The sequence below is a fragment of the Blautia sp. HCP3S3_B11 genome, assembly GCF_052064435.1.
Taxonomy (GTDB): Bacteria; Bacillota; Clostridia; order Lachnospirales; family Lachnospiraceae; genus Blautia_A.
This window is the reverse complement of the sequence record NZ_JBQHVP010000023.1, coordinates 1-15,982: the sequence shown is the minus strand read 5'-3', so window position 1 is coordinate 15,982 and position 15,982 is coordinate 1. Positions and strand designations below refer to the sequence as shown.

The following is a 15,982-nucleotide window of genomic DNA, read 5'->3' as shown; positions in this document are numbered from 1 at the left end:
AGAAGGAGTACCTAAATGAACAGTCAACAACATAAAAGAATTACATTAAAGGATATATCAGAACAGTGCGGTTATTCCGTCAATACAGTTTCCCGCGCACTCAGAGACGATCCCAGGCTCCCGGAGGCCACTATATCCCGGATTAAGCAGGTTGCAGATGAGCTTGGATACATGAAAAACATAATCGCCTCTTCCATGCGTTCCGGTCACACAAACCTGATTGCCGTTATTGTTGACGATATTCAGAACCCTCATTATTCTGATATTATTTCACAAATTTCTATCAAATTGCGAAAATATAGATATCATACTTTAATTTTAGCATCATACATAGAAAAAAATTACGCAGATTATTCACTGTCCCTCGCATTATCTTATAATGTCAGTGGAATCGTTTTTTTTCCACGAAATTATAATAAAAATGCTATAAATCTCATCAATCAAAATAAAATCCCATTGGTACTGATTGACCGTGAAATACCAGAATGTCAGACGGACTTCGTACGCTGCGATGATTATCAGGGAGGATATCTTGCTGGAAAGCATCTTCTGGAATTGGGTCACCGTCGATTTCTCTATCTTCCGGGGCCAAAATATAATCTCTCACAGACTCGTCGTTATGCTGGTATTATGGATGCACTCTCAGAGGCAAACGTACCGGTTTCTAACGTTCGCCAGATAGATTATCATACTGTATTTGGTTCTCCGGTTCCTTCAACTTCTTCCTATAAATCATACGAAGAGTTGTTTTTCCCTGTCGATTACACCGCTGTGATCGGTTTCAACGACCTTCAGAGCTATTCTGCAATGGAAATACTAAAAGAACGAGGATATCGTATTCCCGAAGATATATCTTTAATCAGTTTTGATCATCTGCGAAAAACACATACATACCTTCCGCCACTGACAAGTGTCGCCGACAATACAGACAAAAGCATTGCGGATACTGCTGTTTCAATACTTTTAGATAAGATTAAAAATTCAGACAGTAAGTTTACCGGTGCAGTTTTACCCGTAACCATATATGACGGACATACTACCGGACCAGTTAATAAGGCTTTTGAGGCTTCTTTTTAATAATCTGATCTGTATTTTATAAAAGCAGGATGTGAGGTTCCGTATTAATGCCGGAATCTCACATCCTGTTTTATTATCGCGTATGTAAAAGATGAATTCTGATGCCAGAGCCTGTTTGAAAAAGATTTTCTGCAATCCGCGCCTGAATGCATCTATCACTACATTTTATAATACCTTAAAGTCAATCACATTTATCGAATGAGGTGCCAGATTCACCTGATATACGCCACTTGTTTCCTTTGTCGGAAGCTGTTCAATAAATACTTCCGTTCTATCAATATCATTATAAGAATCTACCGAACTTCCCACGATCCGATACTCTTGAACTTCGTACCTCGCATATGAATTTTCATCCAGGCAGATTTCCAGTTTCTTTTCTTTGTCCGGTTCTTTGTTTACAACGGCAATAGAAATTTTTTCTGTTTCAGAATGCTGTGTAGCCAAAATATCAAGTGTATTCACAGTTACTTTTCTGCCATTTTTATCCAACACTGCAAATGTATTTTTCTCACCTTCTTCCCAACTGTCCAGAACAGTATCCCCCATGTGATTCACATACAAGTCAAATACATGATAAGTGCTTCTCAGTACAACTCCATCTTTATAACTGTAAATACATCCTCTTGTATTCAGAATTGGTGCAAAGTTAGCCATTCCAACAATATCACAATTGCGATTCATTGCATTTAAAAAACATGCCGTAAAAACAGCGTCTGCCATCGTATAAGAGGAATTATCGTCATTTTTGTCTCTCGGTATAAGATAGCTGTCTTTATCAATTCCCTGTTTAATTGTATGCACATTTGGATGATGCCACCCTCGTAAATTCCATTCATCAAAAGCAATTTTTATTTTCTTTTCCAGATGTAATGCCGTAAGCAGACCTTTTACGTCAGTAACTGCCCGGTCTACCTGTTCCGTGTATGCCATGCACTGAGTATAATCTGCAAGTTCATTTTTTTCCGCAAGCATATCCCAATATCCATGCAGAGAAATCCAGTCCAGATATTCTCCACAATGTTTTAAAAGGTTCATTGTCCAGTCAATATCAGGAAGTGCCGCTGCTGATAATTCTACTGTCGGTGACACATGCTTTATCATTTTTGCAGATTCCTTTACAAGTCGCCACCACTCTTCAGAACTTTTCGCACCTATCTCCCAATTTCCATAATTTTCATTTCCGATGCTCCAATATTTTACATTGTATGGCTGTTCCTCTCCATTAGCAATTCTCCATTTTGCATATTTACCTTCATTTTCAAGATTACAATATTCTACCCAGTCACTCATTTCTTCTGCTGTTCCGGTTCCTGCATTGGTACAGATATAAGGTTCACAGGCTATTTTTCTGCACATATGAATATATTCATCTGTCCCAAACGTGTTCGGATCCTCTACACGCCATGCTTTATCAAAAAATGGCTGCCTATTCTCTCCCACCCCATCTTTCCAATGGTAAGAAGATACAAAACATCCTCCCGGCCAACGCAAAACAGGGACTTTGATTTTTTTCATCGCTTCAATGATGTCCTTGCGAAATCCTTCCTCATCTGATAATTCATTTCCCGGATCATAAATACCGTCATAAATCTGTCTGTGAAAATGCTCGATAAAATGCCCATATAACATGGGACTTCGTTTTCCTATTACTCTTTTCGAATTTACATGGTATTTCATACCGATTACCTCCTGAAGTAATACTCAGCGCGCTTTTATATCTTTGAATATAATCGAAGTTTAAGTATTTATATACTATTTTACCGAACATTTTTTGCCTGCAACGACTTTCTACAGTTTGTACTTCTCACTGTTTTATCCTCTGGTTACTGTCTCCTCTCACCGCTCTCAGTAATACACTTTGCGATGTGCAGAATTTATGTTATTTGCCATTGAAGCAGAGTACTTACCTGGTTTGCTTAAAACAGCTTTTCCGAAACTCCTTTGGAGTCATTCCAGTTTCAAGTTTAAAACACTTAGTAAAAGAACTCTGATTCGAAAATGATAAATATTCCGAAATTTCCTGTATCTGATAATTTGAATATTGTAATAATTCCTTTGCCTGTTTTATTTTTTCTTTTCGTATATATTTCTCCACAGAACATCCTTCATATTTTTGGAATAGTCTGCACAGGTAATCACCGTTTATCCCAGTTTCTTCCCATACACGATGAATATCTACATTGTGAAGGTGTTTATAAATATAATCTTTTGCTTTCTCAACATAATGATTAGTTTCCGGTGATTTTTTCGCCTCCATTACTTGTCTTGCAAATTCCTCTTCATATTCTTCTGTTTTTTTTGCGATAACCTTCTTGTCTTTCTGTCTTTCGATGTCACATATATAATTGTCTGCCATTGTAAAAGCAAGTTCCGGACTAATCCCTCCGCGAATTGCCGCTCTGGATGCAAGTGTTATAACAATAATTGCAATATTCTTATCATTCCTCAGATCCTCATCTGCCACTCTTCCTAATTTTCCCTCATATTTCTCCCTCTGGCATCTCCTTAACTGCCGCAAATCTCCCGATTCAATGCTAAATAATTTCCGTTGTTCGTGATCATATGGATTATGGCATATTTCGGTTTCCTGCATATCAAATATTTTATTTACAATATTTCGGTTCAGATTTTCTTCCATTTTTCTATGTTATCCTCTTTATGAAAAGCCCCCGCCGATCCGCGGGCGCTTTTTTATATATTGAGTTTTATTTTAACACATTTCATGCTGATGCAGGTATTTTTCTCTGGTTGCAAGACCACCTCTGATATGCCGTTCCTGCTTATTCACATCCAGAACCTGTCTGACTTCACTGGCCAGTCCCGGATTTAGCTGTTTGAGACGATCGGTACAATCCTTATGTACTGTACTCTTACTAATTCCAAATTTCTTCGCCGCCTGACGCACTGTCGCCTTTGTCTCAATAATATAATTCGCAATTTCCACTGCCCGCTCTTCGATATAATCTTTCACGGATAAGCCTCCGAAGACGCTGTTTTTACAGTGTATGCTTTAGCGCAAAATCGTATGTCCGAAGTTTTCGCTCACATAAAAACGACCGCCCTTTCGGGCGGCCGCTATATGGGATTTCCCATTTCTTATTTAATTTTAATCTCTTTCCCTTCCAGTCTCCACTGTCTGAATTCTGCGGAGGCAGATAACAGAAGGTCTGAGGATGAGTTCAGGGCTGTTTCTACGGAGTCCTGAATAACGCCGATGATAAATCCAACTGCAACAACCTGCATGGCAATATCATCTGAAATACCAAACAGAGAACATGCCAGCGGAATCAGCAGAAGGGATCCACCTGCAACACCGGAAGCTCCACATGCAGACAGAGCAGCAAGTAAACTTAAGATGATTGCTGTCGGGATATCTACGTTAATACCAAGTGTGAATGCTGTAGCCATTGTCATAACTGTAATAGTGATGGCTGCACCATCCATGTTAATCGTAGCACCAAGCGGAATAGTTACAGAATAAGTATCTCTGTCCAGTCCCATCTCTTCGCAGACTTTCATATTTACCGGAATGTTGGCTGCTGAACTTCTTGTAAAGAATGCTGTCAGCGCGCTTCTTTTCAGGCAGTGGAAAATCAGCGGATATGGATTCTGACGGATACACCAGTAAACCAGAATCGGGTTTGTTACAAAATAGATAAACAGCATACATCCTACAAGCAGAACAAGCAGTTTTCCATATGTAGTAAAGATATCCAGACCATTTGTAGATACTGTGTTAAATACCAGTCCAAAGATTCCGACAGGTGCAAGGTTAATGATCCATGTTACTACCATGGAAATTCCATCCGCAACATCAGCCAGAACTTTCTTTGTCATCTTATCTGCCGCACGGAATGCAAGTCCCAGAAGAACTGCCCACATCAGAATTCCTACATAGTTTGCATTTACCAGAGAAGATACCGGGTTTGCAACGACATTTAACAGAAGGTTATTTAACACCTCTGCAATGCCCTGTGGTGCGCTTGTATCAGTTGCTGCGTTTGCAAGTGTCAGTTTTACAGGAAATGCCATACTTGCAAATACTGCGATTACTGCTGCCAGTACTGTACTGAACATATAAAGAATAATAACTGTCTTAATAACTCCTCCGTGAGATTTTCCTGCGTTACACAGAGAACTGATAACCAGAAAGAACACCAGTAATGGTGCAATAGCCTTTAAAGCACTTACAAAGACATCACCCAGTATTGCGATTCCTGTGGCCTGTGGAACTGCGATTCCAAGAATCGCACCAAGGATCAGACCAACCAGGATTCTCTTTACCAGAGCGATCTCAGTCCATTTGTCCCAAAACTTTTTCATCTCTTTACTCCTTTTTTCCTTTACTTTGTTAAAACGCTGATACATTACATTATAGGGTAAACTCACGGAATATGCAAGGGGTGCACAGAATTTATACTAATCGCATAAATCCGCGCCGTATGTCTCGGGATTTTGGTATATTCATGCCAAAACACCTCGCGGGATAGCAGCGTGTGAACTGTTACCATAAGGAGTCTGCTTCGGTTAAAATACCAGATTACAGACTTGACAATATCAACTGTTTAGCCTATTCTATTTCTAATATAGCGAATATTAAGTTTCTGCTATATTGACGCAGATGAAAAATCAGACAAGTCAATATAGCAGTTACTTAATATTCGCTGTACTAATAGGAGCTGGCTTTTTGCACTGGAAAAAGCTGGCTGTTTTGCTGATTTGGCACATGCTGATGACAGGAATGACGAAAACTATAAATGCAGATATAACAAATATCTGATAATGTACATGAGAAGATGGAGGATAAATCTATGGATAACTGGAATAATGTGAAACTGGTACCGGAATTTTCAGAGCAGGGTGTAGACTGTTACCGTCTGGAGGGCGGAAACTACGAGAATGAATATTATGTGGTTTCTGAAGCAGAGACAAGAAAGCTTCTGAATACACCGGAAGTAGTTGGATACGAAGTGTATCATTGTCTGATTCCGTCCACTTCTCAGATGCTCTACTATTTCAAAGAACAGAAGAAAGTAACAACCGCAAATATTCTTTCAATTCTTCGTGGCGCATTAAACTATCCGCTTGAGGAGAGCTGCTACAGAGAACATATCCGTGTTCATGATATCAGTTTTCTTTCCAGCGAACGTGTATTTAATGAAGATGAGATCGCAGGTCTGGAGATCAAATACAGTAAACTAACAATGGTACCGGACAGTACTCTGCTGATTGGTGACATCATTGCAACTGGTGAAACATTAATTCACTGTCTGCGTTATGTAACAGATTTCTACAGAGAACACGGTACAAGGCTTCGCAATATTATCATTTTTACGATTGGCGGTACTACAGGAATTACGATTCTGGAACGTCTGACGAAAGAAATCCGTGAATTCTGGCCGGAATTTGAAGGATTTATCACAGTATATTATGAGGGAATTTTCAGCACTTATCAAGATAAGGGTGTATCCGGAATCAATCTTCCTGACGTAGACTTCTACTGGAAAGATGGTATTATTGCGCCGGAATTCAGAAGAGAGACTTTGTCCATGAGAAATCCGCTGTTTGAGAAATGTATTATTTATGATGGCGGTGCAAGACGTTATGAGATTCATGAGCATGTAGAGGAAGTTCTGGAATTCTGGAAGGAAATGTTACAGCGCGCGGATCAGATTGATTTCAAAGAACTGCTTGATGAGAAATTAGGTTATGTGACACCGATCTCTTATGAAAATTGGGTAAAGGCAAATCATTATGAGAAAATCAATCCATCCGTGAATAAATGGTTATACAAACAGGAACAGGGATATATCCAGAGTATGCAGGATGTGACTCTGAAAGAGATTGCTGAAGAGCGAATTCAGGAATTTACTACTGCTTTGAAAAAATATATTATTTAACCAAATCAGAAAAGTCCCTTGCTTCAATTGCCAAGAGCAATAAACAGCGGGTAGAGATTAACATAATATAGCCGGAATTTACGATTTATGATTAATTATCGTAAACTCCGGCTATATTTTTGTCAGTTTATTCTTCAAATATCCAGAAAAAAGTCCCCTTTCAGGGACTTTTTTATTTGCATAAATTACATAATCTTGCGGAACAGATCTTTCAGATCTTCTACGCTTGCATCTTTCGGATTTCCTGGTGCGCATGCATCTGCGTGTGCGGATTCAGCCAGGAACTGAAGGTCTTCTTCTTTGATAGCTTCCAGTTTTGTCGGGATTCCAACATCAACGGAAAGTTTCTTAACAGCTTCGATTGCTGCTTTTCTGTACTCATCCTGAGTCATTTCATCTACACCTTGAATGCCCATTGCTCTTGCGATTTCACGGTATTTCTCACCTGTGCATTCCTGGTTGTATTCCATGACGATCGGAAGCATCATTGCACATGCCACACCATGTGGAGTATCATAAACAGCACCAAGTGTATGAGCCATGGAATGAGCGATTCCAAGACCTACGTTAGAGAATCCCATACCTGCGATGTACTGACCAAGAGCCATTCCTTCACGGCCTTCTTTTGTGTTTTCAACAGCGCCACGAAGAGATTTGGAAATCAGTTCGATTGCTTTTAAATGGAACATATCTGTCATTTCCCATGCAGCTTTTGTTGTATAACCTTCGATTGCATGAGTCAGAGCATCCATACCTGTGGAAGCTGTCAGTCCTTTTGGCATAGAGGACATCATTTCCGGATCAATGATTGCAATAATTGGCATATCATGTGGGTCAACACATACGAATTTACGTTTTCTTTCTACGTCAGTGATAACATAATTGATTGTTACTTCTGCTGCTGTACCTGCTGTTGTCGGAACTGCGATGATCGGTACACAAGGTTTCTTGGTAGGTGCTACACCTTCGAGACTTCTTACATCTTCAAATTCCGGGTTTGCAATGATGATACCGATTGCTTTGGAAGTATCCATAGAAGAACCGCCGCCGATTGCGATCAGATAATCTGCACCGGAGTTTTTGAATGCCTGAACACCATGCTGTACGTTCTCGATTGTTGGGTTTGGTTTGATATCTGAATACAGTTCATATTCCAGTCCGTTTTTCTCAAGAATATCTGTAACTTTGCTTGTTACATGGAATTTTACAAGGTCAGGGTCTGAACATACGAATGCTTTCTTGAAGCCATGAGCTTTTGCTTCGTTTGCGATTTCTTCGATTGCTCCTGCGCCATGATATGATGTCTGATTTAAATTAATTCTGTTTGCCATAATAATTTCCATTCCTTTCATTTTCAATATTCATTGGTAAGCTTCCGCACCGCTTATCTTTGTTATTATATTAACAATGCGAAGTAAAAAAAGAAAGTTACACTTTCATGCAAATGTAACTTTTTCTCAGAGTTTGTATGATAGTTCCAAAAAACAGCAGGGAAAATTGTGCATGATTATTATACGCGAGTTGCTGGCAAAACTGTGTTTTACGCCATTAAACAGCTCATTTTTTTCTCTACGATCTTACTGTCAGAAAATCGCAACCGTCTTTGATACTTCCATAATTCCTGTTATATTTATGACAATATTTTCAATTCTTCAAACAATTCAGAGAGTTTTCCAGGCATCCCATCTACCAGAACTACTGCCAGTTCCTGCGGCGTACATTCCATTTCGCCAAGCACCCATTTTACAGTCATATAGATTGAGCTCTGGCAATACATTTCCAGAATACAATGAATAGTCTCATCTGCATCCCTGCCTGTTTTTTTCCGAATCAGTTTCTCGTAAAATGCCAGAATCAGCTCAAAATCATGCTGTCTCAGACTATTCTGACTGTCATATCGAAATGCCGCCGCAAAGAAAATATGTTCCTCCTGAATATAAGTAAACTTCTTTACCAGTGCCTCATACACCGTCTTTCCCATTCCCATATGCTCAAAAGATTTCGCCAGAAGCTTATCAAAATACCAGTTGATAAGATCAAATTTATCCATAAAGTTCCGGTAAAAGGTCTGTCTTGTAACACCACAGTTCTCCGTAATCTGCTTCACTGTAATGTTATCTACAGATGTTGTTTTCATGCACTCTTTCATTGACTGCGCAAGGCGGTATTTTGTTTTTTCACCCTTGCTTTTTTCGGTTGTCAGTTCCATTCAATTTTTCCTTTCACTACATGGCTCTACATCGAATAACTGCTCTACAGTTTCGGTTAATATACTGGTAAGAAGCTGCCAGTGGCAGGTTCTGTAGGTGACCTTCGCTCAAAAAAAACACCTCGCGGGGTACTACCTGTGAACAGTAACATATACTATTTATTATAACAAGAATTCTGCAAAACAGCCAGACATAAACGCTCGAATTATGCTATAATCCTATTATGATGTCGGAATCAAAGGTAAATCAATTTTACTCTGTTCTGACACCCAGTCATTGTTTTATAGCAAAATATTTCATCCACTTACAGAAGGGAGATTTTATCTTATGGATCTTATAAAAGAAGCACTTTCCATGGGCTTTGCCAATGCAGCGATCATGGATACAAAAGACCTGGTATTTGTACCGGAATACCGACAGTTTTGCGAAGACAATATGTGTGGAAATTATAATCTGGTGCCGGCATGTCCACCTGCCTGCGGCACTGTAGAGGAAATGCACGAAAGAGCAATGAAGTACGAAAAAGCACTGGTTCTTCAGACTGTTTTGAAAGATCCTCTTATGGATCCAGTTCTTTTTAAACAGGCGAAACATGCGCAGAATATTCTTACAGAACAGCTCGCCAAGCGTATGCAGGAAACCGGAAAAGATGATGTTCTAATCATGAGTGCAGGTCCATATAAAAATTGTTCCTGCATGTCAGCCTACAGCGTAGATGCGCAGAAGATGGCAGATGCCGCAGGAATGATCTGCTGGGCAGACGATTCAGATGTGAGATTCTTTACTCAGATTCTGTTTCATGAATAGACAGGCAGATTTTGTATTTCCGATGATTGCCCAAAAAGCTCATCACAAAAATAATGCAAAATACGACCGCACTTTATCTCCAATAATGAGATATTGTACGGCCGCATTTTATTTTCAGTCAGCCATGTCAATCGGATATTCGCAATCCGCTTTCGCTACGTGGCTCTACACCGAATAACTGCTTCACAGTTTATCAGGAGAGGCTTGTACCCCTCCTGATACAAGTAAGTCCCCACCCACTGCTTATTGCTCTTCGCAACCTCCGCAGGGGACTTTTTTACTATATGATTCTCATGTTACTTATGGTGTTTATCATTTTCATGCTTACTATTTCTGTGTTTATCACTTCCATGTTTATGATGGTGGTGTCCATGCTTATGTTCTTTATTTCCGCAAACCTCACATCCAAGTTCAATTTTCCCCTGTTTTTCCTCATCCCAGGTTCCATAAGATACCATCGGCGTGTCTTTCATAATACACAGACTGATTGTCTGATAAAGGATAATCCCGCCCATCTTAGCTCTGTAGACAAACAGTTCACATCCAAAATAATCACAGATTTTTCCCAGCACTTCTTCCTCTTTAAAGGTCTCTCCTGGCTGTTTTGCAGGATACCAGCATCCGGACACCGGGGCATCTTCATAAATCACAGGACTTACTTCTACCGGAGGTTCACCGTGCGTATGGAACTTGCCGCAAAGAACACCAAGGTGTCTTAAGATATTCTTTACATCATGAACATCTTCTGCAACCAGATCTTCACACCAGCGGGAGCTGTGTCCACGTTCCAACAAGATACTTGGAATCCCCATACTTCCGGCATAGTTGTAAGCTCCGCCGGTTCCATACATAGATGTTACCAGATAGTCCACATGTGCGATCTCTGCCATCTCACGGCTCTTTGCCGCAACTTCCGGAGTAGCTGCCCCTGTACAATATACATAGGATACCAACCCCTCGAAGCCATCCCCGCAATGCAGATCGATATAATAATCTGCCTTCGGGAAAAACTCTGTCACAACAGTATAAGCGATCCTGTCACTAAGTGTACCATTCGGATTTCCCGGAAAAACTCTGTTCAGATTCTTTCCGTCTTCATACGTCAGGTCATGGTGCGATGCTCAAATCCCGTCCGGTTCATCAGACGGATTACTATGATATTTCCCGCAATCTTCTTCGGATCCAGATCGTTAGCCAGCTACATGGCTGCCTGAATACCTACATATTCCGCATTACTGTTCACATGGTCCAGTGACATTTTTTTCCGAAACTCCCTATTACAGTGACGGGATCGTACCGGACTTGCACCGGTTTCTCTATTAATCCTTGCGGAACTTACAACGACTGGTTCAAAACCAATAAATGTTATTTAATTTTTGCGATATCAGTATACGCTGATTTTTTATTGTTTGTCCAGTATGTTCTATTACCAAAGCATATTGTATCCAAAAATATACAATACTCCGCTTTATCTCGCTTATTTGCTTTTTTATGCTACTATAGCACGGCGTTTTTCACTATTTTTCAGATTTCTGCCTTTTATCTTACTGCTCACTTCGTTTTTATAGTAATTTCAGATTGTCTCCTTTTTTTCAACAACCAATAAACAGTGATTGTAGAAGCTACCTTGCTATGCTAAAATATTTTTATAACAATTTCAGGAAAGAGGCGAAACAAATTGAACATTGAAGATTCCTGTATCTCCTGCATTGACACAGACTGGTCCTATCAGCTTGCCAAACGCATGGAAAAAGAAAAAACAAATCCTGTTCTCGGCTATCGTACCGCAGGTTCTGCCGCTGAAACCGCCACAGGTGATATGTTATATAAAGAAATGAAAGAAATCGGACTTATCGATGTAACCAGGGATACATTTACATTGGACGGCTGGGAATTTGAGAAAGCTGTCTTGAAGTTTACGGATGATGACGGTCTGGAACATGTTTTTCAGATGGGCGGATATCAGACAAATTTTAAAACTGACGGCTTCCAGGATTATGAATTAGTTTATCTTGGAAAAGGAACCGCCGCTGATTATGAGGGCGTAAATGTAAAAGGTAAACTGGTTATGGTTGAGATCAACCAGCGTGATGAATGGTGGATCAGTTTTCCTGTTTATCAGGCCTATCTGCGAGGCGCCGCTGCTCTTATTGCAGTTCAGGCCAATGGTTACGGCGAAATTGCAGAAACTGCCCTCAACGCTCAGGATATCGCAGGCCCGGACTTCGCGCCTGCATTCTCCCTGTCACAAGCAGATGCCAAAATTTTAAAGTGTGCAATCCAAACCAACGCTTTTACACACCAGAATAATCAGATGACTTCTGAATCCTCACATGGTAATCTGGATCATTCTGAAACTTCTCCGGAGGCAGATTCTTCTATATTAAGAAAACAAACTTTAAAAGTATCACTTGATGCCCGTTCCAGAGTCATTCCGGATACCAAGGCCAGCAACATTGTCGGTAAGATTCAGGGAACTGAAACTGACGCCATGATTGTACTATCTGCTCACTATGATTCCTATTTCGACGGATTTCAGGATGACAATGCAGCGATTGCCATGATGCTCGGCATCGCCCGCGCACTTGTAAAAGGCGGTTACAAACCAGCTCATACCCTTGTCTTCTGCGCGATGGCCGCCGAGGAATGGGGAATTATTGATTCCAAATATGACTGGTCCACCGGAGCTTATAATCAGGTATTCCGCGTACATCCCGACTGGCAGGGAAAAGTTATCGCAAACCTGAACTTCGAGCTTCCCGCACATGCCCACAACACGCAGGATGCTATTCGGTGTACTTATGAATATACTGACTTTATCCGTCAGTTTACTGACAGCCTGACAGTTCCGAAGCAAGCTTATCCGGACGGAATCACTGTCCTTTCTCCTATCGAGACATGGTCAGATGATTTCTCCATGGCTATTGCCGGCATTCCTTCTACCGTCAATGATTTCAGTGCCGGACCTTTTATGCAGAACTACTATCACTCTCAATATGACAATCAGGATGTCTATCAGGAAGCAGTTTATCAGTTCCACCATGAATGCTATCTGAAACTGGTAATGGCCATCGATGCGCTGGTTCTGCCGCCATTGAATTTCAGCAATACCATGAAGGCAGTCACAGACAGTATTCACGAAAATGCCCTTTCATTTGCAGATTCTGAACAGGAAACCCTACTTCAGAACTTACGGACAGCCACCGAATCTGCCAGAAATATTTACAAAAAAATATGCCAGATCAACGAAGAATATGCTGCACTTTCAGATTCCGCATTCCGCAGAAATTTTCGTTCCAAATGGGAACCTGTCGGGCTGAAACTGCTGAAGATTTTCCGCAAAGCCCAGGACTATCTGGTGCGTCTCAACTGGCAGGATGAAGTAATTTTCCCACAGGAAGCAGCTTCCAGAAATATCCGGCAGCTGGAAAAAGCCTGCCAGGTTTTATCTGAAGGAAATATCACAGATGCGCTGAAAGCACTCTATCGTGTAGACAACAACATGTACGCATTCCTTTTTGATGAAGAAGTGTATTACCATTTCACCGAATACATTCTTCACCAGCCCAAAGATCGCCTGATGTGGGGTGCCGGACGTATCATGCATCATGAAAATCTTTACGGAATCGTACAGAAATTAAAACAGCGCCTGGAAGAAGAGAATCCGGAACTGGACGGAGAGATTCGCCGTCTGGAAGCTGCTCTGCGCAGACAAAGAGCTTATTACAAAGATGATATCCGCTACCTGAATAGCTCTGTCAGCAAACTGTCAGCCATGTTTAATGACGTTTTTAACTCGCCAATTCTATAACGAATGAGTTTTCAAACACACTCTATAGCAATTCCAGAAAATAATGCAACTAAAATTTCATTTTCTGATGGGCTGGATTAATTGCAATATCTTATAGATTACTATAATCCATTGAAAAAATAAGGAGATTCATACATACTATGGAAAGCGATAATTTATATCGAGTACAAGAAGAAGATTTACCACGATTACAGAAACTCTTAACCGTCTGCTTCGCACAGGATCCTCTGTATCACACCCTGATTCCGGATGATGCAACCAGAGAACGCCTCCTGCCGGAACTCTTTTCCTGCGACCTTACAGAATTCTTCCAAACCTGTGAAATCTACTCTGACAGCAGTGAATTAAACAGTATCCTGGTCGTTTCAGATGAAAGTGAACCTTACAACGTTCTGCAATATTGTCTCACCGAAGCCAAGGCGCTACTTACCACTGACGGATGGCTGATCAAAGAAGATCCCAGCCTGAAGACTTTCTGGAATTTTATCCAGGGCAAAGACTACCTGAATTCCAGCTGGACAGACCAGCTCCACCAGACAGACCGCCTTCATGTAATCTATCTTGCCGTAGATCCCGGACACCAGCACCACGGACTTGCCGACCTTCTCATGGAAGAAGTAATCGACTACGCGCAGAAGCACAAAATGCTAATCTCCCTGGAAACCCATAATCCGGAAAACGTCCCTATTTATGAGCATTTCGGATTTAAAACATATGGAATTGTAGAAAAACATCACTTCGGTCTAAAACAATACTGCATGATCCGCGAAGCTACTATATAAGCGTTCCTGAAAGCAGGTTCCGAAATCCGATAAATTAACCTATTTTCTGCTTAAAATTTTGTCTATTTCTACACCTAGTAATATTTATATTTTTATATTAGAATAACATGTAGATGTTAGGGTTTGTATGTTTTTGCCCTCATCACACACCTGTACCATGTGTACCCTGACAGTGTTACTACTCACGAAATAAACGGTATTATTTCATCATACTTTTTATCGGCAATATCCCATACCCCCATTACCGGTAAAGAGGCGAATAGCAACTCTGCCATCAACTGGTATCAGAGTGGATCACTGTTTTTATATTCCAGGGGTACACATCTATAATACTAATAAGGAGGACTTAATTAATGGTACGCAATGCAATGAGCGCAACAGAATTTTATATTTTACAGTATTTATGGACCAGAGAAACACCTGCAACCTTCGCTGAGATTATGGTTCATTTTAATGAGGTTGAAAAGAAAGCATGGAAGAAACAGACTGTAAATACATTCCTTTCACGTCTGTCACAGAAGGGCTTTTTAAATATAGACAAAAGTGGAAAACGTGCGATTTATATTCCCTCTGTCTCCTCAAAAAAGTTTTATGAAAACTACGCAAAAGAAATCGTTGACGACTCCTACGAAGGATCCCTTAAAAATTTCATATGTGCATTCACAGAAGGCCATAAATTAACCGGTGCAGAAAAAGAAGATTTATTAGCTTACATCCAGACACTTTAAGTCAATCAGATATTTTTCTGTATCATATGCATGATATTGTTTTCAGGAAAATTTAAGGGGCTGTCAATCGACAGCCCCTTGTTTATTTTCATAATCTTCAATATTATCCTGTGTAACTTTATGATAAGGTGTACGTACATATTTTCCGTCTATCAGAGGAATATTCTCCTTTGTTCCGTTTGTAGCGATTGCAAAAGCCAGATTTAGCATCTCCTGTGCCTGCCCCTCTTTATCATTATAAACAGTTCCAAGCATTTCTTCATTTCTCACTGCATCAAGCCCTGCATCCGTACCATCAATTCCAACAACTCCGGGCCACTCCTCTTTTGGAATCCTGCCGAAAACTTCTCTCAAATTTCCGGCATCGATTGGCTTAAGAATATACTCCTCTACCTCAATCTGAATTGCTTCCTTGGCATACTCAAATTCATCAAATCCTGAAAAAATAATAATCTTTACTGTCCGGTAAAGTTCTTTAAGCTTACGACTCAGCGTGAGGCCATCCATATATGGCATCTTAATATCAGTCTTTCCACACAAAAAAACCAGCTAATTACTAGCTGGTTTTTACTATATCTTCAAAACTACATACATGTTGACATTTCCTTGAGATCATTCTTCCTGCGATTCTTGGTCAAGCCCTCACCCGATTAGTAACAGTCAGCTC

General features: G+C 40.4%; 13 protein-coding genes, 2 pseudogenes and 1 riboswitch. Of the genes and pseudogenes, 7 read left to right on the top strand and 8 right to left on the bottom strand.

The window, feature by feature from the left end; all coding sequences use genetic code 11:
* Positions 1-15: 15 nt before the first annotated feature.
* Together ACTNC0_RS15730 and ACTNC0_RS15725 are read left to right on the top strand one after the other, a co-directional pair.
* Positions 16-168 (top strand): annotated as a pseudogene (locus ACTNC0_RS15730) (LacI family DNA-binding transcriptional regulator); the annotation flags it as partial.
* A 3-nt stretch (positions 169-171) separates the two neighbouring features.
* The gene (locus ACTNC0_RS15725; protein ID WP_441088148.1) at positions 172-1,077 is read left to right on the top strand and encodes a LacI family DNA-binding transcriptional regulator; all 906 of its coding nucleotides are present in this window, start codon (positions 172-174) and stop codon (positions 1,075-1,077) included.
* Positions 1,078-1,242: 165 nt separating this feature from the next.
* On the opposite strand, the gene ACTNC0_RS15720 is transcribed toward ACTNC0_RS15725, so the two are convergent.
* The 4 genes from ACTNC0_RS15720 to sstT all read right to left on the bottom strand — a co-directional run bounded on the left by ACTNC0_RS15720 (position 1,243) and on the right by sstT (position 5,400).
* Positions 1,243-2,754: an alpha-L-arabinofuranosidase C-terminal domain-containing protein gene (locus ACTNC0_RS15720; RefSeq protein WP_441088111.1), complete on the bottom strand. Its 1,512-nt coding sequence runs from the start codon at positions 2,752-2,754 to the stop codon at positions 1,243-1,245.
* A gap of 226 nt (positions 2,755-2,980) precedes the next feature.
* On the bottom strand, positions 2,981-3,715 hold the full coding sequence (locus ACTNC0_RS15715; RefSeq protein ID WP_441088110.1) for a helix-turn-helix domain-containing protein: 735 nt from the start codon (positions 3,713-3,715) through the stop codon (positions 2,981-2,983).
* Between the two features lie 72 nt (positions 3,716-3,787).
* On the bottom strand, positions 3,788-4,048 hold the full coding sequence (gene spoIIID / locus ACTNC0_RS15710; RefSeq protein WP_441088109.1) for a sporulation transcriptional regulator SpoIIID: 261 nt from the start codon (positions 4,046-4,048) through the stop codon (positions 3,788-3,790).
* Between the two features lie 125 nt (positions 4,049-4,173).
* A complete protein-coding gene (sstT, locus tag ACTNC0_RS15705) occupies positions 4,174-5,400 on the bottom strand; it encodes a serine/threonine transporter SstT (RefSeq protein WP_441088108.1) in 1,227 nt (408 codons plus the stop codon).
* Between the two features lie 488 nt (positions 5,401-5,888).
* Here sstT and ACTNC0_RS15700 point away from each other — a divergent pair, with 488 nt between their 5' ends.
* Positions 5,889-6,977, top strand: coding sequence for a hypothetical protein (locus ACTNC0_RS15700; RefSeq protein WP_441088107.1), 1,089 nt, complete (start codon positions 5,889-5,891; stop codon positions 6,975-6,977).
* A 185-nt stretch (positions 6,978-7,162) separates the two neighbouring features.
* On the opposite strand, the gene fucO is transcribed toward ACTNC0_RS15700, so the two are convergent.
* Both fucO and ACTNC0_RS15690 read right to left on the bottom strand, forming a co-directional pair.
* On the bottom strand, positions 7,163-8,308 hold the full coding sequence (gene fucO, locus ACTNC0_RS15695) for a lactaldehyde reductase (RefSeq protein ID WP_441088106.1): 1,146 nt from the start codon (positions 8,306-8,308) through the stop codon (positions 7,163-7,165).
* Between the two features lie 299 nt (positions 8,309-8,607).
* Positions 8,608-9,186 carry a TetR/AcrR family transcriptional regulator gene (locus ACTNC0_RS15690; protein WP_441088105.1) on the bottom strand — a complete coding sequence of 193 codons (579 nt, stop codon included), beginning with the start codon at positions 9,184-9,186 and terminating at the stop codon, positions 8,608-8,610.
* A 328-nt stretch (positions 9,187-9,514) separates the two neighbouring features.
* On the opposite strand from ACTNC0_RS15690, the gene ACTNC0_RS15685 reads away from it, so the two are divergent.
* A complete protein-coding gene (locus ACTNC0_RS15685; RefSeq protein ID WP_119242653.1) occupies positions 9,515-9,994 on the top strand; it encodes a DUF2284 domain-containing protein in 480 nt (159 codons plus the stop codon).
* A gap of 296 nt (positions 9,995-10,290) precedes the next feature.
* Here the strand turns inward: ACTNC0_RS15685 and ACTNC0_RS15680 are convergent, their stop codons facing one another.
* Positions 10,291-11,076, bottom strand: coding sequence for a succinylglutamate desuccinylase/aspartoacylase family protein (locus ACTNC0_RS15680; protein ID WP_441088147.1), 786 nt, complete (start codon positions 11,074-11,076; stop codon positions 10,291-10,293).
* 97 nt (positions 11,077-11,173) lie between these two features.
* A riboswitch (cobalamin riboswitch) is annotated at positions 11,174-11,358 on the bottom strand.
* 380 nt (positions 11,359-11,738) lie between these two features.
* Between ACTNC0_RS15680 and ACTNC0_RS15675 the strand changes: the two genes are divergently transcribed.
* The 3 genes from ACTNC0_RS15675 (at position 11,739) to ACTNC0_RS15665 (ending at position 15,315) form a co-directional block, all read left to right on the top strand.
* Positions 11,739-13,805 carry a M28 family peptidase gene (locus ACTNC0_RS15675; protein WP_441088146.1) on the top strand — a complete coding sequence of 689 codons (2,067 nt, stop codon included), beginning with the start codon at positions 11,739-11,741 and terminating at the stop codon, positions 13,803-13,805.
* A 140-nt stretch (positions 13,806-13,945) separates the two neighbouring features.
* Positions 13,946-14,587 carry a GNAT family N-acetyltransferase gene (locus tag ACTNC0_RS15670; protein WP_441088104.1) on the top strand — a complete coding sequence of 214 codons (642 nt, stop codon included), beginning with the start codon at positions 13,946-13,948 and terminating at the stop codon, positions 14,585-14,587.
* Between the two features lie 353 nt (positions 14,588-14,940).
* The gene (locus tag ACTNC0_RS15665; protein WP_441088103.1) at positions 14,941-15,315 is read left to right on the top strand and encodes a BlaI/MecI/CopY family transcriptional regulator; all 375 of its coding nucleotides are present in this window, start codon (positions 14,941-14,943) and stop codon (positions 15,313-15,315) included.
* Positions 15,316-15,645: 330 nt separating this feature from the next.
* On the opposite strand, the pseudogene ACTNC0_RS15660 reads toward ACTNC0_RS15665, so the two are convergent.
* Positions 15,646-15,843: pseudogene (locus ACTNC0_RS15660) on the bottom strand (response regulator); the annotation flags it as partial.
* Positions 15,844-15,982: the final 139 nt, after the last annotated feature.